The 24,335-nt window shown below is 71.8% G+C and carries 21 protein-coding genes and 1 pseudogene; 14 read left to right on the forward strand and 8 right to left on the reverse strand.

All coding sequences use genetic code 11. The features are described from left to right. Nucleotides 1–3 precede the first annotated feature (3 nt). On the forward strand, nucleotides 4–651 hold the full coding sequence (locus tag ACVMLK_RS02430) for a GntR family transcriptional regulator (RefSeq protein WP_198364402.1): 648 nt from the start codon (nucleotides 4–6) through the stop codon (nucleotides 649–651). A gap of 34 nt (nucleotides 652–685) precedes the next feature. Here ACVMLK_RS02430 and ACVMLK_RS02435 read toward each other — a convergent pair whose 3' ends face one another. The 3 genes from ACVMLK_RS02435 to ACVMLK_RS02445 form a co-directional block, all read right to left on the reverse strand. Then, nucleotides 686–2,284: a M20/M25/M40 family metallo-hydrolase gene (locus ACVMLK_RS02435; protein WP_457485506.1), complete on the reverse strand. Its 1,599-nt coding sequence runs from the start codon at nucleotides 2,282–2,284 to the stop codon at nucleotides 686–688. A 29-nt stretch (nucleotides 2,285–2,313) separates the two neighbouring features. Beyond that, entirely contained in the window at nucleotides 2,314–3,897 is a 1,584-nt protein-coding gene (locus ACVMLK_RS02440) for an ABC transporter substrate-binding protein (RefSeq protein WP_457485507.1), read from the reverse strand. 136 nt (nucleotides 3,898–4,033) lie between these two features. Beyond that, nucleotides 4,034–5,422 carry an amidohydrolase family protein gene (locus ACVMLK_RS02445; RefSeq protein ID WP_457485508.1) on the reverse strand — a complete coding sequence of 463 codons (1,389 nt, stop codon included), beginning with the start codon at nucleotides 5,420–5,422 and terminating at the stop codon, nucleotides 4,034–4,036. Nucleotides 5,423–5,584: 162 nt separating this feature from the next. Here ACVMLK_RS02445 and ACVMLK_RS02450 point away from each other — a divergent pair, with 162 nt between their 5' ends. Continuing rightward, entirely contained in the window at nucleotides 5,585–6,403 is an 819-nt protein-coding gene (locus ACVMLK_RS02450; protein WP_457485509.1) for an IclR family transcriptional regulator, read from the forward strand. A gap of 14 nt (nucleotides 6,404–6,417) precedes the next feature. Here the strand turns inward: ACVMLK_RS02450 and ACVMLK_RS02455 are convergent, their stop codons facing one another. Further along, nucleotides 6,418–7,404, reverse strand: coding sequence for a Bug family tripartite tricarboxylate transporter substrate binding protein (locus ACVMLK_RS02455; RefSeq protein ID WP_422921507.1), 987 nt, complete (start codon nucleotides 7,402–7,404; stop codon nucleotides 6,418–6,420). Nucleotides 7,405–7,497: 93 nt separating this feature from the next. Further along, on the reverse strand, nucleotides 7,498–8,424 hold the full coding sequence (locus ACVMLK_RS02460; protein ID WP_457485510.1) for an NAD(P)-dependent oxidoreductase: 927 nt from the start codon (nucleotides 8,422–8,424) through the stop codon (nucleotides 7,498–7,500). Between the two features lie 132 nt (nucleotides 8,425–8,556). On the opposite strand from ACVMLK_RS02460, the gene ACVMLK_RS02465 reads away from it, so the two are divergent. The 9 genes and pseudogenes from ACVMLK_RS02465 (at nucleotide 8,557) to ACVMLK_RS02505 (ending at nucleotide 18,625) form a co-directional block, all read left to right on the forward strand. Next, nucleotides 8,557–9,231, forward strand: a complete 675-nt coding sequence (locus ACVMLK_RS02465; RefSeq protein WP_422921505.1) for a GntR family transcriptional regulator — start codon at nucleotides 8,557–8,559, stop codon at nucleotides 9,229–9,231. Nucleotides 9,232–9,355: 124 nt separating this feature from the next. After that, nucleotides 9,356–10,912 carry a malonyl-CoA decarboxylase gene (locus tag ACVMLK_RS02470; RefSeq protein WP_198364410.1) on the forward strand — a complete coding sequence of 519 codons (1,557 nt, stop codon included), beginning with the start codon at nucleotides 9,356–9,358 and terminating at the stop codon, nucleotides 10,910–10,912. A 119-nt stretch (nucleotides 10,913–11,031) separates the two neighbouring features. Beyond that, a pseudogene (locus tag ACVMLK_RS02475) lies at nucleotides 11,032–11,265 on the forward strand (SLC13 family permease); the annotation flags it as partial. A gap of 94 nt (nucleotides 11,266–11,359) precedes the next feature. Beyond that, complete coding sequence (locus ACVMLK_RS02480) at nucleotides 11,360–12,337, forward strand: SLC13 family permease (protein WP_457485511.1); 978 nt, start codon at nucleotides 11,360–11,362, stop codon at nucleotides 12,335–12,337. 158 nt (nucleotides 12,338–12,495) lie between these two features. Next, nucleotides 12,496–13,698, forward strand: coding sequence for a CaiB/BaiF CoA transferase family protein (locus ACVMLK_RS02485; protein WP_457485512.1), 1,203 nt, complete (start codon nucleotides 12,496–12,498; stop codon nucleotides 13,696–13,698). Between the two features lie 119 nt (nucleotides 13,699–13,817). Beyond that, a complete protein-coding gene (gene speB, locus ACVMLK_RS02490; protein ID WP_457485513.1) occupies nucleotides 13,818–14,720 on the forward strand; it encodes an agmatinase in 903 nt (300 codons plus the stop codon). A gap of 375 nt (nucleotides 14,721–15,095) precedes the next feature. Next, nucleotides 15,096–16,346 carry a type III PLP-dependent enzyme gene (locus ACVMLK_RS02495; RefSeq protein WP_422921500.1) on the forward strand — a complete coding sequence of 417 codons (1,251 nt, stop codon included), beginning with the start codon at nucleotides 15,096–15,098 and terminating at the stop codon, nucleotides 16,344–16,346. 124 nt (nucleotides 16,347–16,470) lie between these two features. Next, nucleotides 16,471–17,544, forward strand: a complete 1,074-nt coding sequence (locus tag ACVMLK_RS02500) for a tartrate dehydrogenase (RefSeq protein ID WP_457485514.1) — start codon at nucleotides 16,471–16,473, stop codon at nucleotides 17,542–17,544. Between the two features lie 103 nt (nucleotides 17,545–17,647). Continuing rightward, a complete protein-coding gene (locus ACVMLK_RS02505) occupies nucleotides 17,648–18,625 on the forward strand; it encodes a tripartite tricarboxylate transporter substrate-binding protein (RefSeq protein ID WP_457485515.1) in 978 nt (325 codons plus the stop codon). Nucleotides 18,626–18,801: 176 nt separating this feature from the next. On the opposite strand, the gene ACVMLK_RS02510 is transcribed toward ACVMLK_RS02505, so the two are convergent. Then, nucleotides 18,802–19,602: a glucose 1-dehydrogenase gene (locus ACVMLK_RS02510; protein WP_457485516.1), complete on the reverse strand. Its 801-nt coding sequence runs from the start codon at nucleotides 19,600–19,602 to the stop codon at nucleotides 18,802–18,804. Between the two features lie 459 nt (nucleotides 19,603–20,061). On the opposite strand from ACVMLK_RS02510, the gene ACVMLK_RS02515 reads away from it, so the two are divergent. From ACVMLK_RS02515 to ACVMLK_RS02525, 3 genes are all read left to right on the forward strand, one after another. After that, on the forward strand, nucleotides 20,062–20,913 hold the full coding sequence (locus tag ACVMLK_RS02515) for an ABC transporter permease (RefSeq protein WP_422921498.1): 852 nt from the start codon (nucleotides 20,062–20,064) through the stop codon (nucleotides 20,911–20,913). Between the two features lie 4 nt (nucleotides 20,914–20,917). Continuing rightward, complete coding sequence (locus ACVMLK_RS02520) at nucleotides 20,918–21,688, forward strand: ABC transporter ATP-binding protein (protein ID WP_198364417.1); 771 nt, start codon at nucleotides 20,918–20,920, stop codon at nucleotides 21,686–21,688. Nucleotides 21,689–21,939: 251 nt separating this feature from the next. Next, complete coding sequence (locus tag ACVMLK_RS02525; protein WP_457485517.1) at nucleotides 21,940–22,899, forward strand: ABC transporter substrate-binding protein; 960 nt, start codon at nucleotides 21,940–21,942, stop codon at nucleotides 22,897–22,899. Between the two features lie 10 nt (nucleotides 22,900–22,909). On the opposite strand, the gene ACVMLK_RS02530 is transcribed toward ACVMLK_RS02525, so the two are convergent. Together ACVMLK_RS02530 and ACVMLK_RS02535 are read right to left on the reverse strand one after the other, a co-directional pair. Next, nucleotides 22,910–23,359 carry a MaoC/PaaZ C-terminal domain-containing protein gene (locus tag ACVMLK_RS02530; RefSeq protein WP_198364419.1) on the reverse strand — a complete coding sequence of 150 codons (450 nt, stop codon included), beginning with the start codon at nucleotides 23,357–23,359 and terminating at the stop codon, nucleotides 22,910–22,912. Then, a partial coding sequence (locus tag ACVMLK_RS02535; protein WP_457485518.1) for an AMP-binding protein occupies nucleotides 23,356–24,335 on the reverse strand: 980 nt, incomplete at its 5' end. The genes ACVMLK_RS02535 and ACVMLK_RS02530, both read right to left, overlap by 4 nt.

Raw genomic sequence — 24,335 nt, forward strand, 5'->3', positions numbered from 1 at the left:
CGCATGACCCAGCCGACCCTGACCGAGACCATCCGCCAGGTGCTGGCCGATGACATCACCGCGGGGCGGCTGGCGCCGGGCGGCGAGATCGACGAGAGCGCCGTGGCCGAACGCTTCGGCGCCTCCCGCACGCCGGTGCGGGAGGCGCTGCGCGAGCTGGCCTCGGCCGGCCTGGTCGAGATCACGCCCAGGCGGGGGGTGCGCGTTACCGCCGTCAGCATCGAGCAGCTGGGCGAGTGGTTCGAGCTGATGGCCGAGACCGAGGCGATGTGCGCGCGCCTCGCGACCTTCCGCATGACGCCGGCCGAGCGCTTCGCCCTGCAGAGCCTGCATGCCGATTTCGATCCCGCGGCGGCGGGGCTGGATGTCTATGACGACTACAACCGCCGCTTCCACAGCCTGCTCTACCAGGGCACCCACAATGGCGTGCTCGCCGCGCACGCGGCGGCGATGCGGCTGCGGCTCGCCCCCTACCGCCGCGCGCAGTTCCGCGAGGAGCAGCGAATCGGCCATTCCCACGAGGAGCACGCGGCAATCCTGGAGCGCCTGCTGCGCGGGGCGGGGGAGGAGGCGGCGCAGCTGATGCGCGGCCACATGCTCTCGGCCAGCGCCGCGCTCGCGCAGTACATGCGCCGCGCCAAGGAGGGTTGAGGGGCGCCGCTCCTCAACCCCGTGCCATCGCCGCTCAGAGCGGCTCGCCGGCGCCCGTCCCGTGATGCGGCGTCGGGATGCACCATTCCTCGCCGCGCGGCGTGGTCACGTATTCCGGCCAGCGCAGATCGACCGGCGGGTCGAAATCCGCGGGCAGCAGCGGCCCCACCCATTTCGAGCCGCCGATGCCGCCGCCGGTGCGCTCGCGGAACTCGGCCTGCGCCGCCTCCAGCGCGCCGGGCTTCGCGGCGAGGTCGAGCAGGGTCAGCGCCATGGTGCGGCCGGCGACGAACATCCCCGGATCCACCGCCTCCGGCAGGCCGCCCAGGGCGTTGTAGGTCCAGGCCGGATAGGCGTAGCCCGGACCCGGCGGCCGCAGCCGCGGGCGCGCGGCCAGCAGGCGCACCGTGGGGCAGTGCCAGGAATACTCGACATAGTCATCGGCCGAGAGGTGCATCTGCCAGGGCGGCAGCCCGCCGCGCAGCTTGGCCTCGTTCTCCTCCGGCGACATCAGGCGGGAGACATTGGCGATGAAGGGATCGGCCATCGGCTCCAGGCCGAGGTTCCTCTGGATGGCGCGGCCGAACTCCAGCGCCGCCTCGGGATAAACCGGCGCGCCGACCGCCTGGAGATTGGCCCAGGTGAGGTCGGTCATCGCCGTGTTCGGCAGGCCGACGCGGGTCTTCGTCACCCAGCGGACGAAGGCGCGGCAGCCGGTGCTGGCGGCGACATGGCGGGCGTTGTTGGCCAGCACCTTCCAGATCTGCTCCTGGATGGCGAGGGAGGAGGAGCGCCAGGAGTACTGGATCTGGCTGAAGCGTGGCGGCAGGTTGTCCGAGGTCGCGCCGCCATCGCCGAGGATGTACTCGTTCAGCGTCCAGGAGCCGGTGTGCGGGAACATCGCCTCCTTGGTGTACTTCGTCGTCGTGTACATCAGGCAGAGCGCATCCACCGCGCCGGGGCAGCGGGCGATGGCGTGCGAGGCGTCGATCGGCATCAGCGAGGGATCGACCCAGGTCTCGGGCGCCTCGGCCTCGAAGCTGATGACGGCGCTCCAGTAGGCGCCGAAATGCGTCTCGCCCGTGACGGTATTGGCCGGCCAGGGGTGCCAGACCACGGCGGCGTCAAGGTCGTCGAAATAGCCCTTGGCGGCGTGGATCGGCTTGGAGCCGCAGACCTTCTCGGCCGGCTCGCCGAACAGTTTCAGCCGCCCCTTCACCCCGTGCTGCTGCATCGCCGCCTTGGCGGCCAGGATCGCCGTCAGCGCCGCGGTGCCGAGCACGGAATGCGGATCGGTGTGCCCGGCCGCATAGGGATGCAGGCCCTCGCGCGGCGCCTTGTAGGGCACCACCTGCTGCGAATTGCCAGGCACCGCGTCGTACTCGGAGAAGCTCGCCAGCACCGGGCCGCCATCGCCCCAGCTGGCGGCGAAGGCGGTCGGCATCTGGCCCGAGCCTTCCTCGACCGCGAAGCCCTCGGCGCGCAGGATCTCGACATAGTCGCGCATCGAGCGGTATTCGCGCCAGGCCGGCTCGGCATGGCTCCAGATCCGCGCGTTGAAGGCGGAGAGCCGCGCCTCGTTTCCGCTGATCCAATCCATCGCGGATCGGCGCAGCGCCTGCAGTTGTTCCATCGGAGCAATCTTCCCGTTTGCGGTCCGGCTCAGGCCGGGCGGACGTTCCAGAAGGTGGCGAAGCCGTCGAGCACGCCGGTGATGCCGTTGCGGTAGGCGGTGGGCTGCATGTACTGGCCGAGCGGCACATAGGGCACGCTCCGCATCGCCTGCAGCTGGATGTCGCGGCAGATCACGGCCTGCGCGGCCTCGTCCGGAGCGTCGAACCAGGCATCGCGCAGACTGTTGATCCGCTCGTCCACGGACCAGCCGGCGTAGCTGCCATCGGCGCGGAGCGCCATGTGCACGGCGGGGTTCAGCCAGTCGGTGCCGGACCAGGTGGTGACGAAGCCGCTCCAGCCGCCGTCCTCCGGCCGGTCGCGGCGGTTGCGCCGCTGCAGCATGGCGTTGAACTCGACGGCGTAGATCTCGACATTCATGCCGACCCGCGTCAGCACATCGACCGCCACCGAGCCGAGCGCCATGCCGGCCGCGGTGTTGTTGCCGGCCATGATGACGACCTTCTCGCCCTTGTAGCCGGCATCCCGGATCGCCTGCCGCGCCTTCTCGATCTCGCGCGGACCCTTCAGCACTTCGAGCCCGGCCTCCGAGCCCATCGGCGTGCCGGGGCAGAAGAAGCCGAGCGGCACGTGGAAGAGGGCGGGATCGTCCACGCCGACGATCGCCTGCATGCAGTCGGACTGGCTGAAGGCGCCCCACAGCGCGCGGCGGATCTCTGGGTTGTCGAAGGGCGGGTGCAGGTGGTTCAGCCGCAGCATGGTGACGAAGCCGGTCGGGTCGAGGACCCGCGTGGTCACGTTGCGCGCGCGCTTCAGCAGCGGCAGCTGGTCGTGATAGGCGTATTCCTGCCAGTCCTGCTCGCCGGAAAGCAGCGCCGCGGTGGCCGTGCCGCTGTCGGGGATCGAGCGCCATTCGACCCGGTCGTAATGCACGACCTTGGGGCCCGAGGTCCAGGACAGCGCGCCGTCCCTGCGCGGCACGTACTTCTCGAACTTCGTGTAGACGTTCAGCGAGCCGGCCACCCGCTCATCCGCCTTGAAGCGGAACGGCCCGCTGCCGATGATCTCCGGCACCGGCTTGAAGGGATCGGTGCTGGCCAGCCGCTCCGGCATCATGGCGCAGACCGGCACCGAGGCCTTGCCCAGCGCGATCGGCAGCAGGGGGAAGGGCTTCTTCAGGCGGAAGCGGATGGTCTTGTCGTCGGGAGCGGAGAGTTCGTCGACCACCGCCATCAATGAGGCGCCGAAGACATCGCGCTTGCCCCAGCGCTGCAGGCTGGCGACGCAGTCGCGCGCCAGGACGGGCTCGCCATCGTGCCAGAACAGGCCGTCGCGCAGCGTCAGGTCCCAGCGCCGGCCGTCCTCCTCGATGCGGTGGCCGTCGACCATCTGCGGCGTGGCGCGGTAGTTGCCGTCCATGCCGTAGAGCGTGTCGAAGACCATGTAGGCGTGGTTGCGGGTGATGTAGCCCGTCGTCAGGATCGGATCGAGCGTGACCAGGTCCTGCTGCGGCGTGAAGCGCAGCGTCGTGGCCGAGGCCGCCCGCAGCCGGGCGGGCAGGGCAAGGGCCGTCGCGCCGGCCCCGACCCCCTGCAGCAGACTCCGTCGTTTCATTCCCGATATCCTTCCAGCTTGCTCTGGCGGGCGCATGCTCCGCCGGTTCGCCGTCCTCTGGCCCGCCCTGGCTCCCTGTCACCGGGAGCTTCTTCCGGGCGGCCTTCCTCGTCCCAATCCTTTGTCGCGGCGGCGCTCAGCCCGCCGCCGTTTCGGCCAGCAGCCGGTCGCCGGAGGCCAGCAGCCGCGCCTTCAGCGCCGCCAGGCCCGGATGCAGCAACCGCCCCTCCCGCTTCACCACCCGGCCGCTGATCAGCACGGTGCGGATATCCGCCGCCTGCGCGAAGTGGAGCAGCGCCTGCTCCGGCTCCCGCGCGCCGATCATGTTCAGGCTGTCCCGTCCGACGACAAGAAGATCGGCCTGCTTGCCGGGCGTCAGCGAGCCGATGCGGTGGTCGAGGCGCAGCGCCCTGGCGTTGTTGAGCGTCGCCCAGCGCAGCACGTCGGCATGCCGCGGCGTGACCTCGCGGATGGGCGAGCCGCTGGTCGCGCGCTCCATCGGCGCGCCGCGTCCCGCCGGCAGCGCGGCGACGGTGCGCTGGTTATTGAAAATCCGCTGCGCCTGCAGGGCGAAGCGCATGCAGTCCAGCATGCCGCCGCCATTCAGCACCTCGGTGTCCGGCGCGATGGAGGGCGCGCCGTCCAGCGCCGCGACCCGCCCGCTCAGCGGCTCCCGCGCATTGCCGCGCAGCTCGGCCGCGGCGGTGGCGGTGACCGAGACGCCGCTGTCGACGATGACGCGCAACTCGTCATCCCGGAGGTAGGTGCCATGGACCAGGTTGTGGTCGGGGCCGATCAGCCCTTCCGCCGCCAGCGCCTTGTATCCGTCGGGCTGCAGCCGGTTGTCGTTGCCCCAGACATGGGCGGATGAGAGCAGGCCGTATTCCCGCGCCAGGGCGAAGTCGGCGCGGCAGACCTCAAGCGTGGAATAGTCCGGCCCCAGGATGCAGGCGGCGAGGGTGACGCGCGCCTCGTCGCTGGCCAGCGGGCCGGTCCGCAGGCGGCGGATCTCGGCGGCGGGATGCGGCACCTCGGAGAAATGCGGCTCGCCGGGGCGGGGCGCCGGCTTCACCGTGCCATGGCCGAAGACGGCGCGGATGCCGCTCTCCAGGAGCCCCTCCAGCGCGGCGTCGGTATGCTCCGGGGTGGCATTGCCATGGCACCAGTCGAACAGGGTGGTGGTGCCGGCATCGATCTGCGCCAGGGCGCCGACCAGCGTGCCGATGCGCAGGTCCTCCGGCGTGAAGCGGGGGCCGAGCCGCGCGTGCAGGATGCGGAAGTAGTCGGCGCTGCTCCAGTCCCCGCCGATGCCGCGCAGGGCCGTCTGCCAGCTGTGCAGGTGCGCGTTGACCAGGCCGGGCAGCACGATGCAGCCCGCGGCGTCGATCACCTCGGCGCCGTTGGCCTCGAGGGAGGGGCCGATGGCCAGGATCCGGTCGCGCTCCAGCAGCACGTCGCCCCGCGGCAATACGCCGATCCGATCGTCCATCGAGAGGATCGTGCCACTCCGGATCAGCTTGCGCACGGCGCATTCTCCTCGCGGTGCGCGGGACGGCGCTACGGCGGTTGAGCAGGCGGCCGATGTTCTCTATATGGAACATCGTTCTGTATGAATGATGGTGGCGCTCGTTTGACGGAGCTGTCAACCGGGCACGGCCACCCTGGGAGCAGGGAAAGCACGCCGCGCATGGAAGCCAGCCTCGATCTCCCCGGAAGCCGTGCCGCTGCCGGCGCCGTGCCGGCCGTCGGCAAGTGCCTGTCCATCCTGCGCCTGCTGGACGCGGAGCCTGGCGCCGGCCTCGGCCTGGCCGCCATCGCCGCCCGCCTTGGCCTCACCAAGAGCCACTGCCTGATGATCCTGCGCACCCTGGTGGCCGAGGGCTGGGTGGCGCATGACGCCGAGCGGCAGCGCTACGCGGTCTCGCCGGGCCTGCTGCTGGATCTGGCGGCGACGATCCGCCGCCACGATCGCGGCGCGCTGATGCGCGACGTGGTGCAGCGCCTGGCGCGCGCCCTCGGCCTGCCCTGCCTGCTCTGCCGCATCAATCGCGACGGCAGCTTCACCTGCGTCGAGGGCGCGCGGGGGGATCCGGAGCTGATGATCGACGTCCCGATCGGCCACCGCTACCCGGCCGATGCGCCGGCCCAGCTGCGGGCCCGGCTGGCGGCGCTGCCGGCGGAGCGCGCCACGGCGGTGCTGGCCGGCATGTCGCCGCGCGCCCACACCGCCGCCACCCTCACCGACAGGGCGCTGATCGGGCGGGAGGTGGAGGCGGCGCGGCGGCAGGGCTTCGCCATCGGCCGCATGGAATATCTGGACGGCATCATGAGCATCGCCACGGCGGTCTGCGATGCCGGCGGGCAGCCGCGCATGGTGCTGCAATGCACGGGGCCGCAGCGGGCGATGACGCCGCGCGAGGCGGCGCTTGGCCAGGCGGTGCGGGAGGCGGCGGCGCGGCTCGCCCTGGCCTGGGCCATGCCCGTGGAGGCCAGGGCCGCCGGCTGAGCCGGCGCGCCGCCTCAGCCCTTCGCCAGCCCCGCCTCCCGCGCCAGCCGGCCCCAGCGCCCGGTCTCCTCGGCCACGAAGGCGGTGTAGTCCGGGCCCGACATCGGCCGGGTCGTGTAGCCCTGCTCGAACAGGATCCTCTGCATCTCCGGCTGGGCCAGGACATGGTTGAGGGTGCGGTTGAGGTAGGCGGCCCGCTCGGGAGGCAGGGATTTCGGCGCCGAGAGGCCGAACCAGACGGTCAGCGCGAAATCCGGAAGCACGCTGGCCAGGGGCGGCAGGCCGGGGGCGAGGGGGGTCTCCTGCGCCGTCGTCACCGCGAGCGCCCGCATGGCGCCCTGCCGCGCCTGCGCCAGGCCGTTGGTGATATCGGTGAAGGTGCAGTCCACCCGGCCGGCGACGATATCGGTCAGCGCCTCCGCGCCGCCGCGATACGGGATGCCGGTCAACCCGATCCCGATCTGCCGCGCCATGGTCTCGGCCGCGATCTGCGCGCTGGCATTGCCATAGGCATAGGTGAGCTGCCCCGCCTTCTCCCGCGCCAGCTTCACGAAGCCTGGCAGGTCCTTCGCCGGCGAGGCATTGGGCACGGCGAGGACATAGGGTGTCTCGGCGATCAGCCCGAGATGCACGAAGTCGCCCATCGGGTCATAGGGCAGCTTCGGCAGGGTGACCGGATTGAGCGAGAGCGTGGTGACGCTGGAGGCCACCACCGTGTGCCCGTCCTTCGCCTCGGCCGCGGCCTGCATGGCCATGACGCCGAAGCCGCCGCCGCGGTTGTCGATCACCACGGTCTGCCGCAGCGCGTTGCCGAGCGGCTGCAGCAGGAAGCGCACCAGCGTGTCGGTGACGCTGCCGGCGGGGAAGGGGACGATGATCTTCAGCGGCTGGGTGAGCGCTCCGGCCTCGGCGGCAAGCAGCCGGCGCGCGGGGGTGCCGGCCAGCAGGCCGGAGGCGAGAAGGCCGGAGCCCAGGAGGGCGCGGCGTGGCAATCTCAGCATGATCGATGGATCTCCCTTGGACGTGGTGGGGGCGGCGGGGGGCGCGCCCTTCTGGGCATCCTTCCTCCCCCCCCTGCCGCCATCCGCCCGGCGCTACAGCAGCCGGTGCAGTTCGGTGTTGTCGGCGCCGGGGCCGAGCCGCTCCATCGCCTCGGCCCAGACGGCGCGGCAGAGCGCGAGGGAGCGGGCCTCGTAGCCCGTCTCACCGGCGATGCTGCCGGCGGTCTCCAGGTCCTTGCGCATCAGGCCGAGCTGGAAGCCCCCGGCATAGCCGCCACTCAGCACGTGCTGGCGCAGCTTGGTCTCGGTGGCGACATTGCGGCCGGAGGAGGCGTTCATGACATCGGTCAGCACGCCGAGGTCGAGGCCGAGCCGCTCGCCGAGGCGAAGCGCCTCCAGCGAGGCCAGCAGCCCGGCGGCATAGACGTAGTTGTTCAGCGCCTTCATGGCATGGGCGGAGCCGACCGCGCCGGTCGGGATGATGGTCCGGCCCATGTGGCGGAGCAGCGGCGTGGCCCGCGCCAGGGCCCCGGCGCTGCCGCCGGCCATGATGGTCAGCGTGCCGTCGCCGGCCTTCAGCACGCTGCCGGAGACCGGCGCGTCCATCATCTCCGCGCCATGCGCCGCCACCCGTTCCGCCAGCCGGCGCGTCTCCCCGGGCAGGGAGGACCCCATGTCGATCACCAGCATGCCGGGCCGGAGCGCGTCCAGCAGCCCGCCGGGGCCCTCCAGGACGGCGGCGACGACGGGGCTGCTCGGCAGCATCAGCACGACGATGTCACTGCCGGCCGCCAGCGCGGCGGGGCTGTCGGCACGCTGCGGCGGCGCCGCGCCGGGGGCCGCCGCCAGCCGCTCGAGCGCGTCGGGGGCGGTGTCGTGCACGGTCAGCGCCAGGCCGGCGGCGCGCAGACAGCACGCCATGGGCAGGCCCATCTGCCCCAGGCCGATGAAGCCGATGCGGTCCGACACCGCGTGGCGGACCGGCAGGCCCTGATCGGGCAAGGCCTTGTCTTCGGACATCGGGGTTCCTCCCAGGGGGTTCTTCCGAGACTGGGCCGGGCAGGCGCGCCCGGCGATGGTTTTACCCTCGCATTTATACATGATAAATCCAATTCCGCCGCGCGCCCCGGCGCCGGCCGCAAGGAGCGGGGAATGACGCAGAGGGTGAAGCCACCGACGGCGCAGGAAGCGGTCCTGGCGGAGCTTCGGCGCCGGCTGGGCCTCGGCCTCCTGCGCCCGGGCCAGGCCATTCCGATGGAACAGCTGGCCGAGGAGTTCGGCGTCAGCCGCGTGCCGGTGCGCGAGGCGATGCGGATCCTGGAAGGCGAGGGGCGGGTGCTCTACACGCCGCACCGCGGCTATGCCGTGGCGTGGCTGGATGCCGACGACCTGCGCGAGATCTACCGGCTGCGGGATGTGCTGGAGGCGGAGGCGGTGCGGAGCGCCGCTCCGCTCCTGGCCGAGGCCGACCTCTCGCGGATGGAGGCGGCGACGCGGGAGATCGACGCGGCCTGCGCCGCGGCAGATGTGGCGGGGCTGATCCCGGCCAACCGGCGCTTCCACTTCGCGCTCTTCGAGGCCTGCGGGATGCCCCGCCTGCTGCGCATCCTGGAGCAGATCTGGGATGCCTCGGACCAGTACCGGGCGGTATACTTCAGTGATCCGAAGAACCGGGACCTGATGCGCCGCGAGCACGCCACGATCCTGCGGGCCGCCCGGGCGCGGGATGCCGCGGCGCTGCTCCGGGCGGTGGACGAGCACCGGGCGCATGCCGTGCCGGTGGTCACGCGGCTGCTGCAGGAGACGGTTGCGGCGCCTGCCTCCTGAGCGAATGTGCGTATACAATTTCACGGTCCATGACCGTTCTTGAATAATGGTAAGGGATTCTCCCCTGGTCTCAGGCGCCGCGAAGGGTTCTAATCGAGCCCAAGGCTTGGGGAGTAGAGAGTCCATGGCACCATCCATCACCCTTGGCGCGCGCAACTGGCTGGAACGCCTCTGGTCCGGTATCGCCGATCGCGGGCGCCCCTATGCCGCGGTGCCGGGCGCCGCCACGCCCCCCCTGGAACGGGCCCGCCTGCTGGCGGCCGCATTGCTCTCGGAACGCGGCGAGGCCTCTGGCGCCGCGGTGGCGCGCGAGCTGCTGCAGGTGCTGCGCGATCTCTCGCCCGAGGAGCGCGACGCCTTCCGTCACTTCCTGGCCAATGGCTTCCTGCCCGATCACGCCCAGCTGCGGGCCGCCGCCGAAGCCTATCTGGCCGAGCCCTCGCCGGAACGGGCCATGACCCTCTTCGAGCGCGCCGAGCCGCCGCGCCAGGAGCTGCTGCGCCGGATGAACATGGCGCCCGGCGGCACCGCGGCCCTGGTCGAGATGCGCCGGGAGATGCTGGGCCGGCTGAAGAAGGACAGCTCGCTGCGCCCGCTCGACGTGGACCTGCGGCATCTCTTCGGCTCCTGGTTCAACAAGGGCTTCCTGGAGCTGCGGCGGATCGATTGGGACACGCCCGCCGCCATCCTGGAGAAGATCATCGCCTATGAGGCGGTGCACGAGATCGATGGCTGGGGCGACCTGCGGCGCCGCCTGGCGCCGGACCGCCGCTGCTTCGCCTTCTTCCACCGCGCCCTGCCGGGCGAGCCGCTGATCTTCGTCGAGGTGGCGCTGACCGAGGGGCTGGCCGGCGCCATCCAGCCGCTGCTGACGCGCGACGGCGGCCCCGTCACGGCGCCGCCCCCGGACTTCGACACGGCGATCTTCTACTCGATCTCGAACTGCCAGGAGGGCCTGCGCGGCGTCTCCTTCGGCAACTTCCTGATCAAGCAGGTGGTCGAGGAGCTGAAGGACGAGCTGCCGCAGCTCCGCCGCTTCTCCACCCTCTCGCCGGTGCCGGGCTTCCGGCGCTGGCTGAAGCGCAAGCTGGAGCGCGACGATGCCGCGCTGCGGGCGGATGAGCGGGCGGCGCTGGCCGCGCTGATCGCCGCGCCCCAGCGGCGCGGGGCGCGGGGGGAGGAGGCCCGGGAAGAGGCCGGGCAGGAGGCCAGGGAGGAGGCCAGGGAGGGGGAGGTCGCCCCCGGCCCCGGCGTGCTGCTCGAGATGCTGACCGAAGGGGAATGGTGGCGCGACCCGATCCGGGAGGCCGCGCTGCGCGGTCCGCTGCTGCGCCTGGCCGCCGAGTACCTGACCCGCCCGAACACCGGCATGGGCGCCATCGACCCCGTGGCGCGCTTCCACCTGGGCAACGGCGCCAAGCTGGAGCGCATCAACTGGCTGGGCAACACGGCGCCGCGGGGGATGGAGGAATCCTTCGGCGTCATGGTGAACTATCTCTATGACCCGGAGGTGATCGAGGCGAACCACGAGGCCTTCGCCCGCTCCGGCGCCGTGGCCCGCTCGGCCTCGGTGGACGCGCTGCTGTCGCTGCCGGCCATCGCCCTGCCGCGCGGCCGGACCCTGCTGCCCCGCCTGCTGTCCGGCGCGCGGGAGGATGCCGGCAAGGCTGGCGCCACCTGAGGCGATCGCGGGGAGGGGCGGGGAAACCGGCCCTCCCTCTTGCCTTCCGGCCGCGCAGCCCCTTCAAGAGCTGCCTGCCGAGCAAACGTCCGAGCAAAGGAACCCGAATGTCACCTGCCATGGCCTCGATCCTGGGGCTTGTCGTCCTGTTCATCCTCGGCACCGCCCTGCCCATCAACATGGGCGCCATCGCCTTCGCGCTGGCCTTCCTGATCGGCACCTTCTCGGTGGGCATGTCGGCCAACGCCATCCTGGGCGGTTTCCCGGGCGACCTCTTCGTCACCCTGGTCGGCATCACCTACCTCTTCGCCATCGCGCAGAAGAACGGCACCATCGACCTGCTGGTGCACTGGGCGGTGCGCGGCGTGCGCGGCCATGTCGCCGCCATTCCCTGGGTCATGTTCGGCGTCGGGGGGGGGGGGGGGGGGGGCGCCCCCCCCGGCGGCGGTGGCGATCATCGCCCCCATCGCCCTGCGCTTCGCCCGCCACTACGACATCGACCGGCTGATGATGGGCCTGCTGGTGGTGCATGGCGCCCAGGGCGGCGGCTTCTCGCCGATCTCCATCTATGGTGGCATCACCAACCAGATCGTCGAGCGCGCCGGCCTGCCGGGCAACGACACGGCGCTGTTCCTGGCCAGCCTGCTCTTCAACCTCGCGGTGGCCATCGGCGTCTTCTTCGCCTTCGGCGGCGGCAGGCTGATCGGGCGGCGCGACACCGGCACGCACGAGGAGTTCGAGGACGGCGCCCGCGCCTCCCTGCCGGTGACCGGACATGGCGGCACGCCCGCCGCGCCCCGCGAGAGCGGGCATCCCCATCCCACCCAGGCGAGCCGCGACCAGCTCCTCACCCTGGCCGGGCTGGTCATCCTGGGCGTCGGCTCGCTGGCCTTCGGGCTGAACGTCGGCATGGTGGCCATGACCATCGCCGTCGTGCTGGCGCTGCTCTCGCCCAATGCCCAGAAGGGCGCCATCGACAAGGTGAGCTGGTCCACCGTCCTGCTGATCGCCGGCGTCATCACCTATGTCGGCGTGCTGCAGAAGGCGGGCGCCATCGATATGGTCAGCACCAACGTGGCGGCGCTGGGCTCGGCCCTGCTGGCGGCCATGCTGCTCTGCTACATCGGCGGCGTGGTCTCGGCCTTCGCCTCGTCGACCGGCGTGCTCGGCGCCATCATCCCGCTGGCCGTGCCCTTCCTGGCCGGCGGCGAGATCGGCGCGGTGGGCATGATCGCGGCCCTCGCCATCTCCGCCACCATCGTCGATGTCAGCCCCTTCTCGACCAACGGCGCCCTGGTGCTGGCCAATGCGCCGGAAGGCGAGCGCGACCAGCTGTTCCGGCGCTTCCTGATCTACAGCGGGCTGGTCGTGGTGCTCGGCCCGGCGCTGGCCTGGGCGGTGCTGATCCTGCCGGGCTGGCTGTAGGCCGACTCTCCCCGGGGCCAGGCGGCGATCCCCCTCCGGTCATCCCCCTCCGGCGATCCCCCTCCGGCGATCCCCGTCCGGCCCCTTTCTCTTTTCGTCTTTCCGGGTGTTACCTGCCGGGGACACCCCCATGAACCAGCCATGAAGGAACGAGAGCCATGACCGAGCCGACGGGGCCGCTGAAGGGCCTTCGCGTGGTGGACCTGACCCGGGTCCTGGCCGGCCCCACCTGCACGCAGATGCTGGCCGATCTGGGCGCCGACGTGGTCAAGATCGAGCGCCCCGAGGCCGGCGACGATACCCGTGGCTTCGCGCCGCCCTACATGCCGAACACGCGGGAGAGCGCCTACTTCGTCGGCGTCAACCGCAACAAGAAGTCGGTGACGCTCGACATCGCCAAGCCCGAGGGCCAGGCGGTGGTGCACAAGCTGCTGGAGACGGCCGATATCCTGGTCGAGAACTTCAAGGTCGGCGCGCTGGCCAAGTACGGCCTGGCCTATGAGCAGCTCCGGGAGACCTATCCCGGCCTGATCTACTGCTCGATCACCGGCTTCGGTCAGAGCGGCCCCTATGCGCCGCGCCCGGGCTATGACGCGCTGATCCAGGCCATGGGCGGCGTGATGTCGCTCACCGGCGAGCCCGAGGGCGAGCCGCAGAAGGTCGGCATCCCGGTGGCCGATCTCTTCGCCGGCCTCTACGGCACCATCGGTGTGCTGGCCGCGCTCCGCCACAAGCAGGCGACGGGGCAGGGGCAGCAGATCGACATCGGCATGCTCGACACCCATGTGGCCTGGCTGGCCAATCAGGGCATGAACTACCTCTCGACCGGCGAGAACCCGCCGCGCCTCGGCAACCAGCATCCGAACATCGTGCCCTACCAGGTCTTCCCGACCGCCGACGGCTACATGGTGCTCTCCATCGGCAACGACCCGACCTTCGAGCGCTTCTGCCGCAATTTCGGCCTGGAGCACCTGCTGGCCGACGAGCGCTACGCCACCAATGCCGCCCGTGTCGGCAACCGCGCCCTGGTGACGGAGACGCTGACGGCGGTGACCAAGACCAGGCCGACCCGGGAGTGGATCGAGAAGCTGGAGGCGCTCAAGATCGGCTGCGGCCCGATCAACACGCTGAAGGACGTCTTCGCCGATCCGCATGTCGTGGCGCGGAACATGGTGGTGGAGATGGAGCATGCCTCGGGCCAGACGGTGAAGGTGATCGCCAATCCGGTGAAGCTCTCGGCGACCCCGCCGGACTACCGCTCCGCCGCGCCGCTGCTCGGCCAGCACACGGAGGAGGTGCTGCGGGGCCTCGGCTATTCGGAGGAGGACATCGCCCGGCTGAAGGCGGAGGGCATCGCCTGAGACCGGGGCGGGGGTAGGGCCGGGGAGCCGGGGGGGTTAAGCTCCCCCGGCCGAGGTGGCACCGCACGGCGATCCATGCTTGGAGACGGCCTTCCGCCATCCCTCAGGAGGTCTGCGGCATGTCCCTGGTCCCCACCTTCGCCACGCCGCCGGGCTTCCTCGGCGTCACCCGCCACGACACGGCGGCGGATTTCGTCGTCGCCGGCATTCCGCTCGACATCGGCACCACCAACCGCGCCGGCGCCCGCTCGGGCCCCGAGGCCATCCGTCGCGCCAGCCGCATGCTGGTCGATGGCGCGCATCCGGCGAGCTGGGTCGATCCGGCGGCGCTCTCCCTGTCCGATGCCGGGGACTTCGCCATCGCGCTCGGCGACATCCCGGCCAGCCTCGCCGCCATCGAGGCACAGGCCGCCGGCATCGGCCACCTGATCGCCCTCGGCGGCGAGCATGGCGTGACGCTGGCCCTGCTGCGGGCGCTGCGCCGGCGCCTCGGCGTGCCGCTCGGCCTGGCGCATTTCGACGCCCATGTGGACACCTGGCCCGACAATTTCGGCCAGGTCTGGGGACATGGATCGGTCTTCTGGCACGCCATCCGCGAGGGGCTGGTCGATCCCGCGCGGATGATCCAGGTCGGCATCCGCTCGCCGGTGCAGCGCGAGGTCTGGGACTGGACGCTGGGGCAGGGGGTCACGGTGCTGGATGCGCAGGCGGTGCACGAGATGGGGCCGGCCGCGGTGGCGGCGCGCATCCGGGCGGTGGTGGGCGGCGGCCCCGCCTATCTGAGCTTCGACATCGACACGCTCGACCCCGCCTTCGCCCCCGGCACCGGCACGCCCGAGATCGGCGGGCTGGCGAGCTGGCAGGCGCAGGCGATCCTGCGCCGCCTGGGCGGGCTCGACTTCCGCGGAATGGACATCGTCGAGGTGGCGCCGGCCTTCGACGTGTCCGAGATCACCGCCCTGGCCGGTGCCACGCTCGCCTGGGAATACCTGGCGCTCATGGCCGGACGGAAGCCGGAGTAAGGCCCGAAAGGGGCCGCTATTCGCCGGGAGCAGGGCTGAGGCACCGAAAACTTTTCCCTCATTCGGGCGAATTCCTTTAAAACCCTCCTGCCGCCACCCAAATGGTGCGGCCTCTGACGCCATCGCACGTGCCGCGAGCTCCCGGAGGGGGCACAGCAACGACGTAGAAGCGTCCTTTCTCGAAGTGGCCGGTCCTCGCGGGCCGGCGTCCTGAAGGGAGTGTGGATATGTTCGGTGAACGGACGCCTGCGATGCCCACCCATCGCAACATCGCCTGAGGCCATCGCCGGGAGCGCCACGCTTCCAGCCCGCCTCGCATCGCCGCCGGCCGCGCCGGCTCCTCCGCTGTCGCCTGTTGTTGTGGGGATTTCCGCCATGAGCCTCCTCCGCGCCCGCACCGCTGTCTCGCCTGTCCGTCCCGCGACGCGGGTGAGCCTCGCGGCCCTGCCCTCCGTCGATGCCCTGGTCGCCATCGAGCGCCCGGCCGAGCCGATGCTCTGCCTGCGTCCCGCCGCCCTGAGCCGGGGCGCGGCGGAGTTCGTCACCGGCTTTCCGGGCACGGTGCTCTATGCCGTGAAGTGCAACCCCGAGCCGCTGCTGCTCCAGGCGCTCTGGGATGGCGGCGTGCGGCACTTCGACTGCGCCTCGGCGGCCGAGGTGGCGCTGGTGCGCGGGATGTTCCCCGGGGCCGCGATCCACTTCATGCATCCGGTGAAGTCCCGCCCGGCCATCCGCGAGGCCTGGACCCGCCAGGGCGTGCGCGACTTCGTGCTGGACGATGCGAGCGAGCTGGCCAAGATCCTGGAGGAGACCGGCGCCGGCGCGGCGGAGGGCCTCGGCCTCGTGGTGCGCATCGCGCCGCCGCCGGGGGGCGGGGCGCTGTATGATCTGTCGGGCAAGTTCGGCGCGACGCTGGAGGCGGCCGTCGGGCTGCTGCGCGCGGCGCGGCCGCATGCGGCGCGGCTCGGCATCTCCTTCCATGTCGGCTCGCAGTGCATGGATCCGCTGGCCTATCGCCGCGCCCTGGCGCTGGCCGGACAGGCGATCCGCCTGGCTGGCGTCGCCATCGACGTGGTCGATGTCGGCGGCGGCTTTCCGGTGGCCTATCCGGAGATCGAGCCACTGCCGCTCGGCGCCTATTTCGCCGAGATCGAGGCGGGTTTCGAGGCGCTGGGCCTGCCGGGCGCCGAGCTGTGGTGCGAGCCGGGGCGCGCGCTGGCGGCCGGCGGCGGCTCCGTCGTGGTGCAGGTGCAGATGCGCCGCGGCGACACGCTCTATGTCAATGACGGCGTCTACGGCACCCTCTCCGATGCCGGGGCGCCGGGCTTCCGCTTCCCCTCCCGGCTGATCCGCCCGGAGGGCGGGGCGGCCACGACGGAGCGCGGCTTCTCGCTCTTCGGCCCGACCTGCGACAGCGCCGATTTCATGCGCGGGCCCTTCCTCCTGCCCGAGGATGTCCGCGAGGGCGACTGGATCGAGATCGGCCAGCTCGGGGCCTATGGCGCCTGCCTGCGCACCGGCTTCAACGGCTTCGACCAGACCCGCCTGGCCGAGGTGCGCGACCGCCCGATGCTGGAGGTCGCGGCGGCCGAGCCGGCACCGCCGGAGCTTGCCCTGGCGGCCTGACCGCCGGGGAGGAGAGAGGGCCGGGGAGGGCATCGCCTTCCCCGGCCTTTTCTTTGGCACCCGATGGGCATGGCGGCGAAACGGTCTATCCTGCCGGGAAAACCATCCCGGAGTGACGCCCCCCATGCGCGAGTACCGCATCGCCGCCATCCCCGCCGACGGCATCGGCCCCGAGGTCATCGCCGCCGGCCTGCAGGCGCTGGAGACGCTCAGCCAGCGCACCGGCGAGTTCCGCCTGCATGTCGAGCAGTTCCCCTGGGGCTCCGACTACTACAGGAAGCACGGCGTCATGATGCCGGCGGATGGGCTGGAGCGGCTGAAGGCGTTCGACGCCATCTACTTCGGCGCCGTCGGCGCGCCGGATGTGCCGGACCACATCACCCTCTGGGGCCTGCGCCTGCCGATCTGCCAGGGCTTCGACCAGTACGCCAATGTGCGCCCGACCACGATCCTGCCCGGCATCACCCCGCCGCTGCGCGACTGCGGGCCCGGCGACCTCGACTGGGTGATCGTGCGCGAGAATTCCGAGGGCGAGTATTCCGGCCATGGCGGCCGCGCGCACCGGGGCCTGCCGGAGGAGGTCGGCACCGAGGTGGCGATCTTCACCCGCGTCGGCGTGACGCGGATCATGCGCTACGCCTTCCGCCTGGCGCAGGCGCGGCCGAGGAAGCTGCTGACCGTCGTCACCAAGTCGAACGCGCAGCGGCACGGCATGGTGATGTGGGACGAGATCGCCGAGGAGGTGTCGCGCGAGTTCCCGGACGTCACCTGGGACAAGATGCTGGTCGATGCCATGACCATGCGCATGGTGCTGAAGCCGCAGAGCCTCGACACCATCGTCGCCACCAATCTGCACGCCGACATCCTCTCCGATCTCGCCGCCGCGCTGGCCGGCAGCCTGGGCGTGGCGCCCACCGGCAACATCGACCCCGAGCGGCGCTTCCCCTCGATGTTCGAACCGATCCATGGCTCGGCCTTCGACATCACCGGGAAGGGCATCGCCAATCCCGTCGCCACCTTCTGGACCGGGGCGCAGATGCTGGAGCATCTGGGCGAGCGCGAGGCGGCGGCGCGGCTGATGAAGGCGGTGGAGCGCGTCACCGCCAGCGGCCTCCTCACCCCCGACCTGGGCGGCAAGGCCACGACCCGGGAGGTGACCGAGGCGGTCTGCGACGCGATCCGCAGCGCCAATGTCTGAGGCGCGGCGGGGCTAGCGGCCTCCGTCCCCCGATTGCGTCTTTGCCGGCTCCGGCCAACGGGCCAGACTGGACGAAAACAGACGCAACGAAAGGGAGACATCCATGATCCACCGCCGAACCCTCCTGACCTCCGGCGCCGCCCTGCTGGCAACCCCCGCCCTGGCCCAGGGCCGCGGCGGCGTGCCGGACCGCGCCATCACCGTGACGGTGCCCTTCGCCGCCGGGGGGCCGACCGACGTCATCAGCCGGCTGGTGGCCGAGGGGATGGCCAAGGATCTCGGACAGTCGGTGGTGGTGGAGAATGTCACCGGCGCCGGCGGCACCATTGCCGCCGGCCGCGTGGCCCAGGCGCGGCCGGACGGCACGGTGCTGCTGATGCATCACATCGGCCATGCCAGCACCGCCACGCTCTACCGTAAGCTGCCCTATGACGTGCAGGAGAGCTTCGCGCCGCTCGGCCTCGTCTCCGACGCCGCGATGACGCTGGTGGCGCGGCCCGACTTTCCGGCCGATGACCTCGCCGGCTTCATGCGCGAGATCCGCGAGAAGGGCGAGGCGCTGACGCTCGCCCATGCCGGGCTCGGCGGCGCCAACCAGCTCTGCGGCGTCCTGCTGCAGAGCGCGGCGGGCCGGAAGCTCACCACCGTCGCCTTCCGCGGCAGCGCGCCGGCGATCACCGACATGATCGCCGGGCGCATCGATGTCTTCTGCGACCAGGCGACCAACACGGCGCCCTTCATCCGCGAGAAGCGCATCAAGGCCTATGCCGTCACCCTGCCGCGGCGGGTGCCGGGCCTCGACCTGCCCACCACGGCCGAGGCGGGCGAGCCGGACATCCTGATGAGCACCTGGCATGGCCTCTACGCCCCCGCCGGCACGCCGCCCGAGGTGCAGGAGCGGCTCTCGGCCGCCATCCGCGCCGCCTTGCGCGAGGAGCGGCTGCTGACCCGCTTCGGCGAACTGGTCACCCAGCCGGCCGGCGCCGAGCGCGCGACGCCGGCCTATCACCGCCGCTACCTGGCGGAGGAGGTGGCGCGCTGGCGGCCGATCATCCAGGCGGCGGGACAGTACGCCGACTAGAGCAGATCCCGATCGGTTGAAATCAACTGATCGGGTGAAGATGCTCGCAAAAACAAAAGGCTAGAGCGTGACCGCCTGAGGTGGAATCACCGAAAGGCGTGAATCACGCGATCGAACAAGGATGGAAAGCGTGTTCTGTGAACGAATGTGAACAGATCACGCGCCAAGGGCGCGCCTCACCCGTTGTCGCGGAAGGCGGGGTAGAGCGTCATGCCGCCATCGACGAAGAGCGTGGCGCCGACCACGTAATCGGCCATGTCGGAGGCCAGGAAGAGCGCGGCGCGCGCCACGTCCTCCGGAGTGCCGATGCGGCCATAGGGGATCAGCGACAACAGCTTCTCCCCGGCCTCGCCCTCGGTGTTCTCCGCGTTGATCGGCGTGCGGATGGCGCCGGGGGCGATGGCGTTCACCCGGATGCCCTCCGCCGCCACCTCCTGCGCCAGGCTGCGCATCAGCAGCGCCACCCCGCCCTTGGAGGCGGCGTAGTTCACCCGCCCCGCCCAGGGGATGACCTCGTGCACCGAACTCATGCAGAGGATCTTACCGAGGCTGGGGGCGGCGCCGGGCCGCCTGCCCTGGGCGCGGAAGCGGCGGATCGCGGCGCGCGCGCAGAGGAACTGACCTGTCAGGTTGACGTCGATGACCCGCCGCCACTGCTCCAGGGTCATCTCCGCGACCGGCGCGTCCTGCTGCAGGCCGGAATTGGCGACCAGGATGTCGATGCCGCCGAAATGGCGGGCGGCGGCGTCGAACAAGGCCTCGACCGCCGCCTCCTCGGCCACATCGGCCTGCACGGCGAGCGCCCGTCCGCCGGCCTGCCCGATCTGCCGCACCACCTCGGCCGCGCCCTCGGCATCGCGGTGATAGTTCACCACCACCGCGGCACCGGACTGGCCGTAGAGCAGGGCGACCGCGCGGCCGAGGCCGGAACTCGCGCCGGTGACCACCGCCACCTGCCCGTCGAGTCTGCATTCCATGCGCCTGTCTCCCCTCCGCTGCTGAGCAACACCCGGGAGGCGAGGCGGTTGGGCCGGAGAGCGAGGTTGAATTTCGTAAAGTTGAGCGCTCCGGTGGAACGCCATGCTGCGGGCCGGGCGGCCCGGAGACGGACATTCTCCCGTACCGCCCGCCGGACCCCGTGGCTCCCGGCATTCTCAGGGGAATACTGTTTCCTTACAGGGCATTAAAGGAATTCCCGAAATGTGGAGGGGGAGGTGAGGGCGCCTGGAAGTGCGAGGGTGGAATTTCTTTACACGCATGGCTTTGCGTGGAATCTCCTGACCATGTTCGTTTTCCCTGTCCTGAACCGGCCCGGGCCCTGCCGGGGCCGCTGTCGCCCGATGCTCCGCCTCGCCCGCCGGCGCTGACGCGCCCGCGACCCGCCCGCGATTCCGGCCGACCGCCGGGCCCTGCCGTCCGCACCGGGAGTGATCCTCATGCCAGCCTCCGCCACCACCGCCCTCGAGGGCAGGCCGCCCGTCCGGGCCGCCGCACGCCCCTCTTTCCGCCGGGCCTTCCGCTGGCCGGGTCTCGGCCGGGCGCGCCGCTTCGTCGTGCCCGTGCTGCTGATCCTGCTCTGGCAGGCGGCGGCGGAGGCCGGCCTGATCTCCACCCGCATGCTGGCGCCGCCCAGCGCCATCGCGACCGCCGCCTGGGAGCTGATCGTCTCCGGCGAGCTGGGCCATCACCTGCTGGTCTCGCTGCAGCGCGTGGCCATCGGCCTGGCCATCGCCATCGGCGCTGGCGTCTCGCTGGGCCTGGTCGCCGGCCTGTCGAAGCTCGGCGAGGACGCCATCGACGCCACCCTGCAGATGCTGCGCGCGCTGCCCTTCCTGGCGCTGGTGCCGCTGCTGATCCTCTGGCTCGGCATCGGCGAGGCGACCAAGATCGCCCTGGTCGCGCTCGGCGCCACCTTCCCGATCTACCTGACGCTGTTCGGCGGCATCCGCAGCACCGACCCGAAGCTGCTGGAGGCGGGGCAGGTGCTGGGCCTGAGCCACGCGCAGAAGATCGTCCATATCGTCCTGCCGGCGGCACTGCCGCAGGCGCTGGTCGGGCTGCGCTACGCGCTCGGCACCGCCTGGCTCAGCCTCGTCGTCGGCGAGCAGATCAACGCCACCGCCGGCATCGGCTTCCTGGTGATGGATGCGCGCGAGTTCCTGCGCACCGACATCATCGTCGTCGGCCTGCTGGTCTATGCTCTGCTCGGCCTCTCCGCCGACCAGCTGGTGCGCGCCCTGGAGCGCCGCGCCCTGGCCTGGCGCCCGAGCCTGGTGCGGGAGGGCTGACGCCATGACCCGTCCCGTCGTCGAGGTGCACGGCCTGACCCGCCGCTTCCACGGCCCCGAGCGGCCGCCGGTGCTGGACCGCATCGACCTGACCATCCGCCGTGGCGAGTTCGTCGCCCTGCTCGGCCGCAGCGGCTCGGGCAAGACGACGCTGCTGCGGACCCTCGCCGGGCTCGATCCCGTGACCGAGGGGCGCGCCACGGTGCCGGAGCGGCGTGCCGTGGTCTTCCAGGAGCCGCGCCTGCTGCCCTGGAAGAAGGTCTGGAAGAATGTCGCGCTCGGCCTGCCGGGCAGTGCCGCCGAGGCGCGGCGGAAGGCGGAGGCGGCGCTGGCCGAGGTCGAGCTGACGCATCGCGCCGAGGCCTGGCCACTCACCCTCTCGGGTGGCGAGGCGCAGCGCACCGGCCTGGCCCGTGCCCTGGTGCGCGAGCCCGAGCTGCTGCTGCTGGACGAGCCCTTCGCCGCGCTTGACGCGCTGACCCGCCTGCGGATGCAGTCCCTGGTGGGTGAGTTGGTCCAGGCGCACCGCCCCGCCGTGCTGCTGGTGACGCATGACGTGGAGGAGGCGCTGCTGCTGGCCGACCGCGCCCTGGTGCTGGCCGGCGGGCATCTGGTGGAGGACATCCCGATCGGCCTGCCGCGCCCGCGCCGCCGCGCCGATCCGGCCTTCGAGGCGCTGCGCCTGCGGCTGCTCGGCGCGCTGGGCGTGGACGAGGATGGCCACGACGCCGCGGCGCGGCCTGCCTTCGGCGCCGATTCGCGGCAGGCAGCCTGAGAGCCCGTTCGGGAATGGTCGCGGGTCGGTCTGCCGGGTCCTTTCCGCGCCGGGGGCGGCAGGCCCTTGCCCCGATGCCCCGCATCGGAGCGGCGGACCGTCCTGCCCGGCACGAAAAATCCCTCGCCAGCCCGCCGCCGCCGCATTCTCGAACGGGCTCCGAGGCGATGCGGCGCCCTCGGCGGGAACGATGTCGGGGCGGCTGAGCCGCCTTTCCCCTCCCTCAGCCTCTCCTTCAAGGACGCCAACCGATGACCCAGCTTCCCCTGGCGCCGCGCCGCCGCGCCCTGCTCGCCGCCCTGGCGGCCGCGCCCCTCGCCACTCCCGCCCTCCTGCGCGCGCAGGGCCTGCCGGTGCTGCGCGTCGGCAACCAGAAGGGCGGGCTGCGCTCGCTGCTCGACGTGTCGGGCCAGGCGCGCGACCTGCCCTACCGCATCGAATGGAGCGAGTTCCCCGCCGCGGCGCCGCTGCTGGAGGCGCTGAACGCCCATGCGATCGACGCCGGCAGCCAGGGCGACCTCGCCTTCCTCAGCGTCTTCGCCAATGGCGCGCCGATCAAGGCGGTCGGCGCCACGCGGCACGACCCGAAGTCCCAGGCCATCCTGGTGCGGGGCGACAGCAAGGCCGGGAGCCTGGCGGATCTGCGCGGCAAGCGCATCGCCGGCAACCGGGGCGGCTGGGGGCAGTACCTGGTGCGGGCGGCGCTGAAGCGGGAGGGCATCGCGCCGGAGGAGATCACCCTGGTGCCGCTCGGCCCGGTGGATGCGGCACTGGCCTTCCGCTCCGGCGCCGTGGATGCCTGGGCGATCTGGGAGCCCTATATCTCCATCGAGCTGGCCGGCTTCGGCGCCCGCGTGCTGGTCGATGGCACCGGCCTGACGCCCACGGTGAACTTCATCTCCGTGCATGACGCCGTGCTGCGCGACAAGCGGGCGCTGGTGCAGGACCTGCTGCTGCGGCAGCAGCGCGGCTTCGCCTGGGCGCTGGACCACATTCCCGAATTCGCCCGCAGCACCTCGGAGCTGACGCGAATCCCGGAGCCGATGCTGCGGCGCGCCTATGAGGTGCAGCGCACCCGTTCCGTGCCGATCGATGCCCCGCTGGTGGCGGAGCTGCAGGCGGCGAGCGACCTGGCGGTGGAGTTCGGCGTGTTCTCGCGGCCGGTCCGCGTCCAGGACGCGCTGGATACCAGCTTCGGCCTCACGGGGTAGGGCGGGGGGCTCAGCCCCGCTTCGCCACCAGCACCGCCGAGCGCATCTCCTGCACCGTCACGCCCTCGGAATCGACCAGGCGGAACAGCCGGTCGACCACGCCGCGCTGCCCGTCGCTGGTCTCGCGGACGGAGAGGATCTCGAGTTCCAGATGCACCGTCTGCCCGATCAGCAGCGGCTTCAGGAAGCGCAGCTCCTTCACGTCCAGCATGGCGATGGCGCTGCCGTCGAAGATGCCGAGCGTGTGCATCATGCCGGTCATCACCGCCGGGCCGAGCAGCCCGTGCAGGATGCGCTGGCCGTAGCGGCTCTCCTTCATGAAGGCGGCATCGACATGCACGGGGTTCCAGTCCCCCGACAGCATGGCGAACATCGTCAGGTCGCTCTCGGTCAGCGTGCGGCCGCGGCTCTCGAAGCGCTGGCCGGGCTGGAAATCCTCCAGGTAGAGGGCGTGGCTCATGGGGTGGCTCCTTCGGTGTCGGCCATCAGCGCCTCGGCCATCTCGCGCAGGCGCACGCGCTGGATCTTCACGCCGTTCGGGCTTTCCGTGACCGGAAAGGCGTCGAGCGGCAGGATGCGGGCCGGCTGCTTGTAGCGGGCCAGGCGGGCGCGGCAGGCGGCGGCGAGATCGGCCTCGCGCAGTGTCGCGCCGGGGCGGGGGGTGACGAAGGCGACGGCCATGCTGGCCTCGCGCAGCCCCACCACCTGGGCATTGTCCACGCCGGGCAGCGCCTTGAGGAAAGCCTCGATCTCCTCGGGGCTGACCAGGAAGCCGCCGAGCCGCAGGGCGTCGCCCAGCCGGCTCTCGTAGTCGAAGCCGCCCTCGGCGCGCAGCCGGCAGAGATCGCCGGTGCGATAGAAGCCGTCCGGCGTCAGCGCCTTCGCCGTCGCGCCGGGATCGTCCAGATAGCCCGCGAACATCGAGGGCGCGCGGCATTCCAGCTCGCCGCGCTCGCCGCCCTCCCGGATGCGGCATTCGGCGCGCGGCGACAGGGGCAGGCCGCCGCCGAGGCCGCGCCGCTCCGCATCCGTCTCCTCCTGGATCGCGAAGAGGGCGAGCAGCTCGGAACTGCCGTAGAGACCGCGCGCATGCAGGTTGAGGGCATCGCTCAGGGCGAGCACGCGCGCGGCGCCGGGGCTGAAGCTGGCGAAGCCGGTGAAGCGCAGATCGGGATAGGGCCGGCCGGCGGCGACCTCGGCCAGGCGGTAGATCATGTCGTCGGCGCCGATCGTGTGCGTCACGCGGCGCGCGCGCAGCAGCCGGTCGGTCACGGCGGGATCGAAGCGGTCCTGGCAGACGATCTCCGCGCCGCCGGCGACGGCGCCCAGCGCGGCCATCAGCCCGAAGGTGCCGCAGAGCGGGACCACGGCGAGCAGCGTCGCCCGCCCACCCCGGCGCGGGGCCTGGCGGGCCCGGCGCCCCGCCCCGGCGCCCG

This window comes from Teichococcus aerofrigidensis, assembly GCF_054073225.1.

Coding starts and splice junctions, on each gene's coding strand:
- ACVMLK_RS02430 (WP_198364402.1), top strand. CDS start 4: ATGACCCAGCCGACCCTGACCGAGACCATCCGCCAGGTGCTGGCCGAT.
- ACVMLK_RS02435 (WP_457485506.1), bottom strand. CDS start 2,284: ATGGAACAACTGCAGGCGCTGCGCCGATCCGCGATGGATTGGATCAGC.
- ACVMLK_RS02440 (WP_457485507.1), bottom strand. CDS start 3,897: ATGAAACGACGGAGTCTGCTGCAGGGGGTCGGGGCCGGCGCGACGGCC.
- ACVMLK_RS02450 (WP_457485509.1), top strand. CDS start 5,585: ATGGAAGCCAGCCTCGATCTCCCCGGAAGCCGTGCCGCTGCCGGCGCC.
- ACVMLK_RS02455 (WP_422921507.1), bottom strand. CDS start 7,404: ATGCTGAGATTGCCACGCCGCGCCCTCCTGGGCTCCGGCCTTCTCGCC.
- ACVMLK_RS02460 (WP_457485510.1), bottom strand. CDS start 8,424: ATGTCCGAAGACAAGGCCTTGCCCGATCAGGGCCTGCCGGTCCGCCAC.
- ACVMLK_RS02465 (WP_422921505.1), top strand. CDS start 8,557: ATGACGCAGAGGGTGAAGCCACCGACGGCGCAGGAAGCGGTCCTGGCG.
- ACVMLK_RS02470 (WP_198364410.1), top strand. CDS start 9,356: ATGGCACCATCCATCACCCTTGGCGCGCGCAACTGGCTGGAACGCCTC.
- ACVMLK_RS02485 (WP_457485512.1), top strand. CDS start 12,496: ATGACCGAGCCGACGGGGCCGCTGAAGGGCCTTCGCGTGGTGGACCTG.
- speB (WP_457485513.1), top strand. CDS start 13,818: ATGTCCCTGGTCCCCACCTTCGCCACGCCGCCGGGCTTCCTCGGCGTC.
- ACVMLK_RS02495 (WP_422921500.1), top strand. CDS start 15,096: ATGAGCCTCCTCCGCGCCCGCACCGCTGTCTCGCCTGTCCGTCCCGCG.
- ACVMLK_RS02500 (WP_457485514.1), top strand. CDS start 16,471: ATGCGCGAGTACCGCATCGCCGCCATCCCCGCCGACGGCATCGGCCCC.
- ACVMLK_RS02505 (WP_457485515.1), top strand. CDS start 17,648: ATGATCCACCGCCGAACCCTCCTGACCTCCGGCGCCGCCCTGCTGGCA.
- ACVMLK_RS02510 (WP_457485516.1), bottom strand. CDS start 19,602: ATGGAATGCAGACTCGACGGGCAGGTGGCGGTGGTCACCGGCGCGAGT.
- ACVMLK_RS02515 (WP_422921498.1), top strand. CDS start 20,062: ATGCCAGCCTCCGCCACCACCGCCCTCGAGGGCAGGCCGCCCGTCCGG.
- ACVMLK_RS02520 (WP_198364417.1), top strand. CDS start 20,918: ATGACCCGTCCCGTCGTCGAGGTGCACGGCCTGACCCGCCGCTTCCAC.
- ACVMLK_RS02525 (WP_457485517.1), top strand. CDS start 21,940: ATGACCCAGCTTCCCCTGGCGCCGCGCCGCCGCGCCCTGCTCGCCGCC.
- ACVMLK_RS02530 (WP_198364419.1), bottom strand. CDS start 23,359: ATGAGCCACGCCCTCTACCTGGAGGATTTCCAGCCCGGCCAGCGCTTC.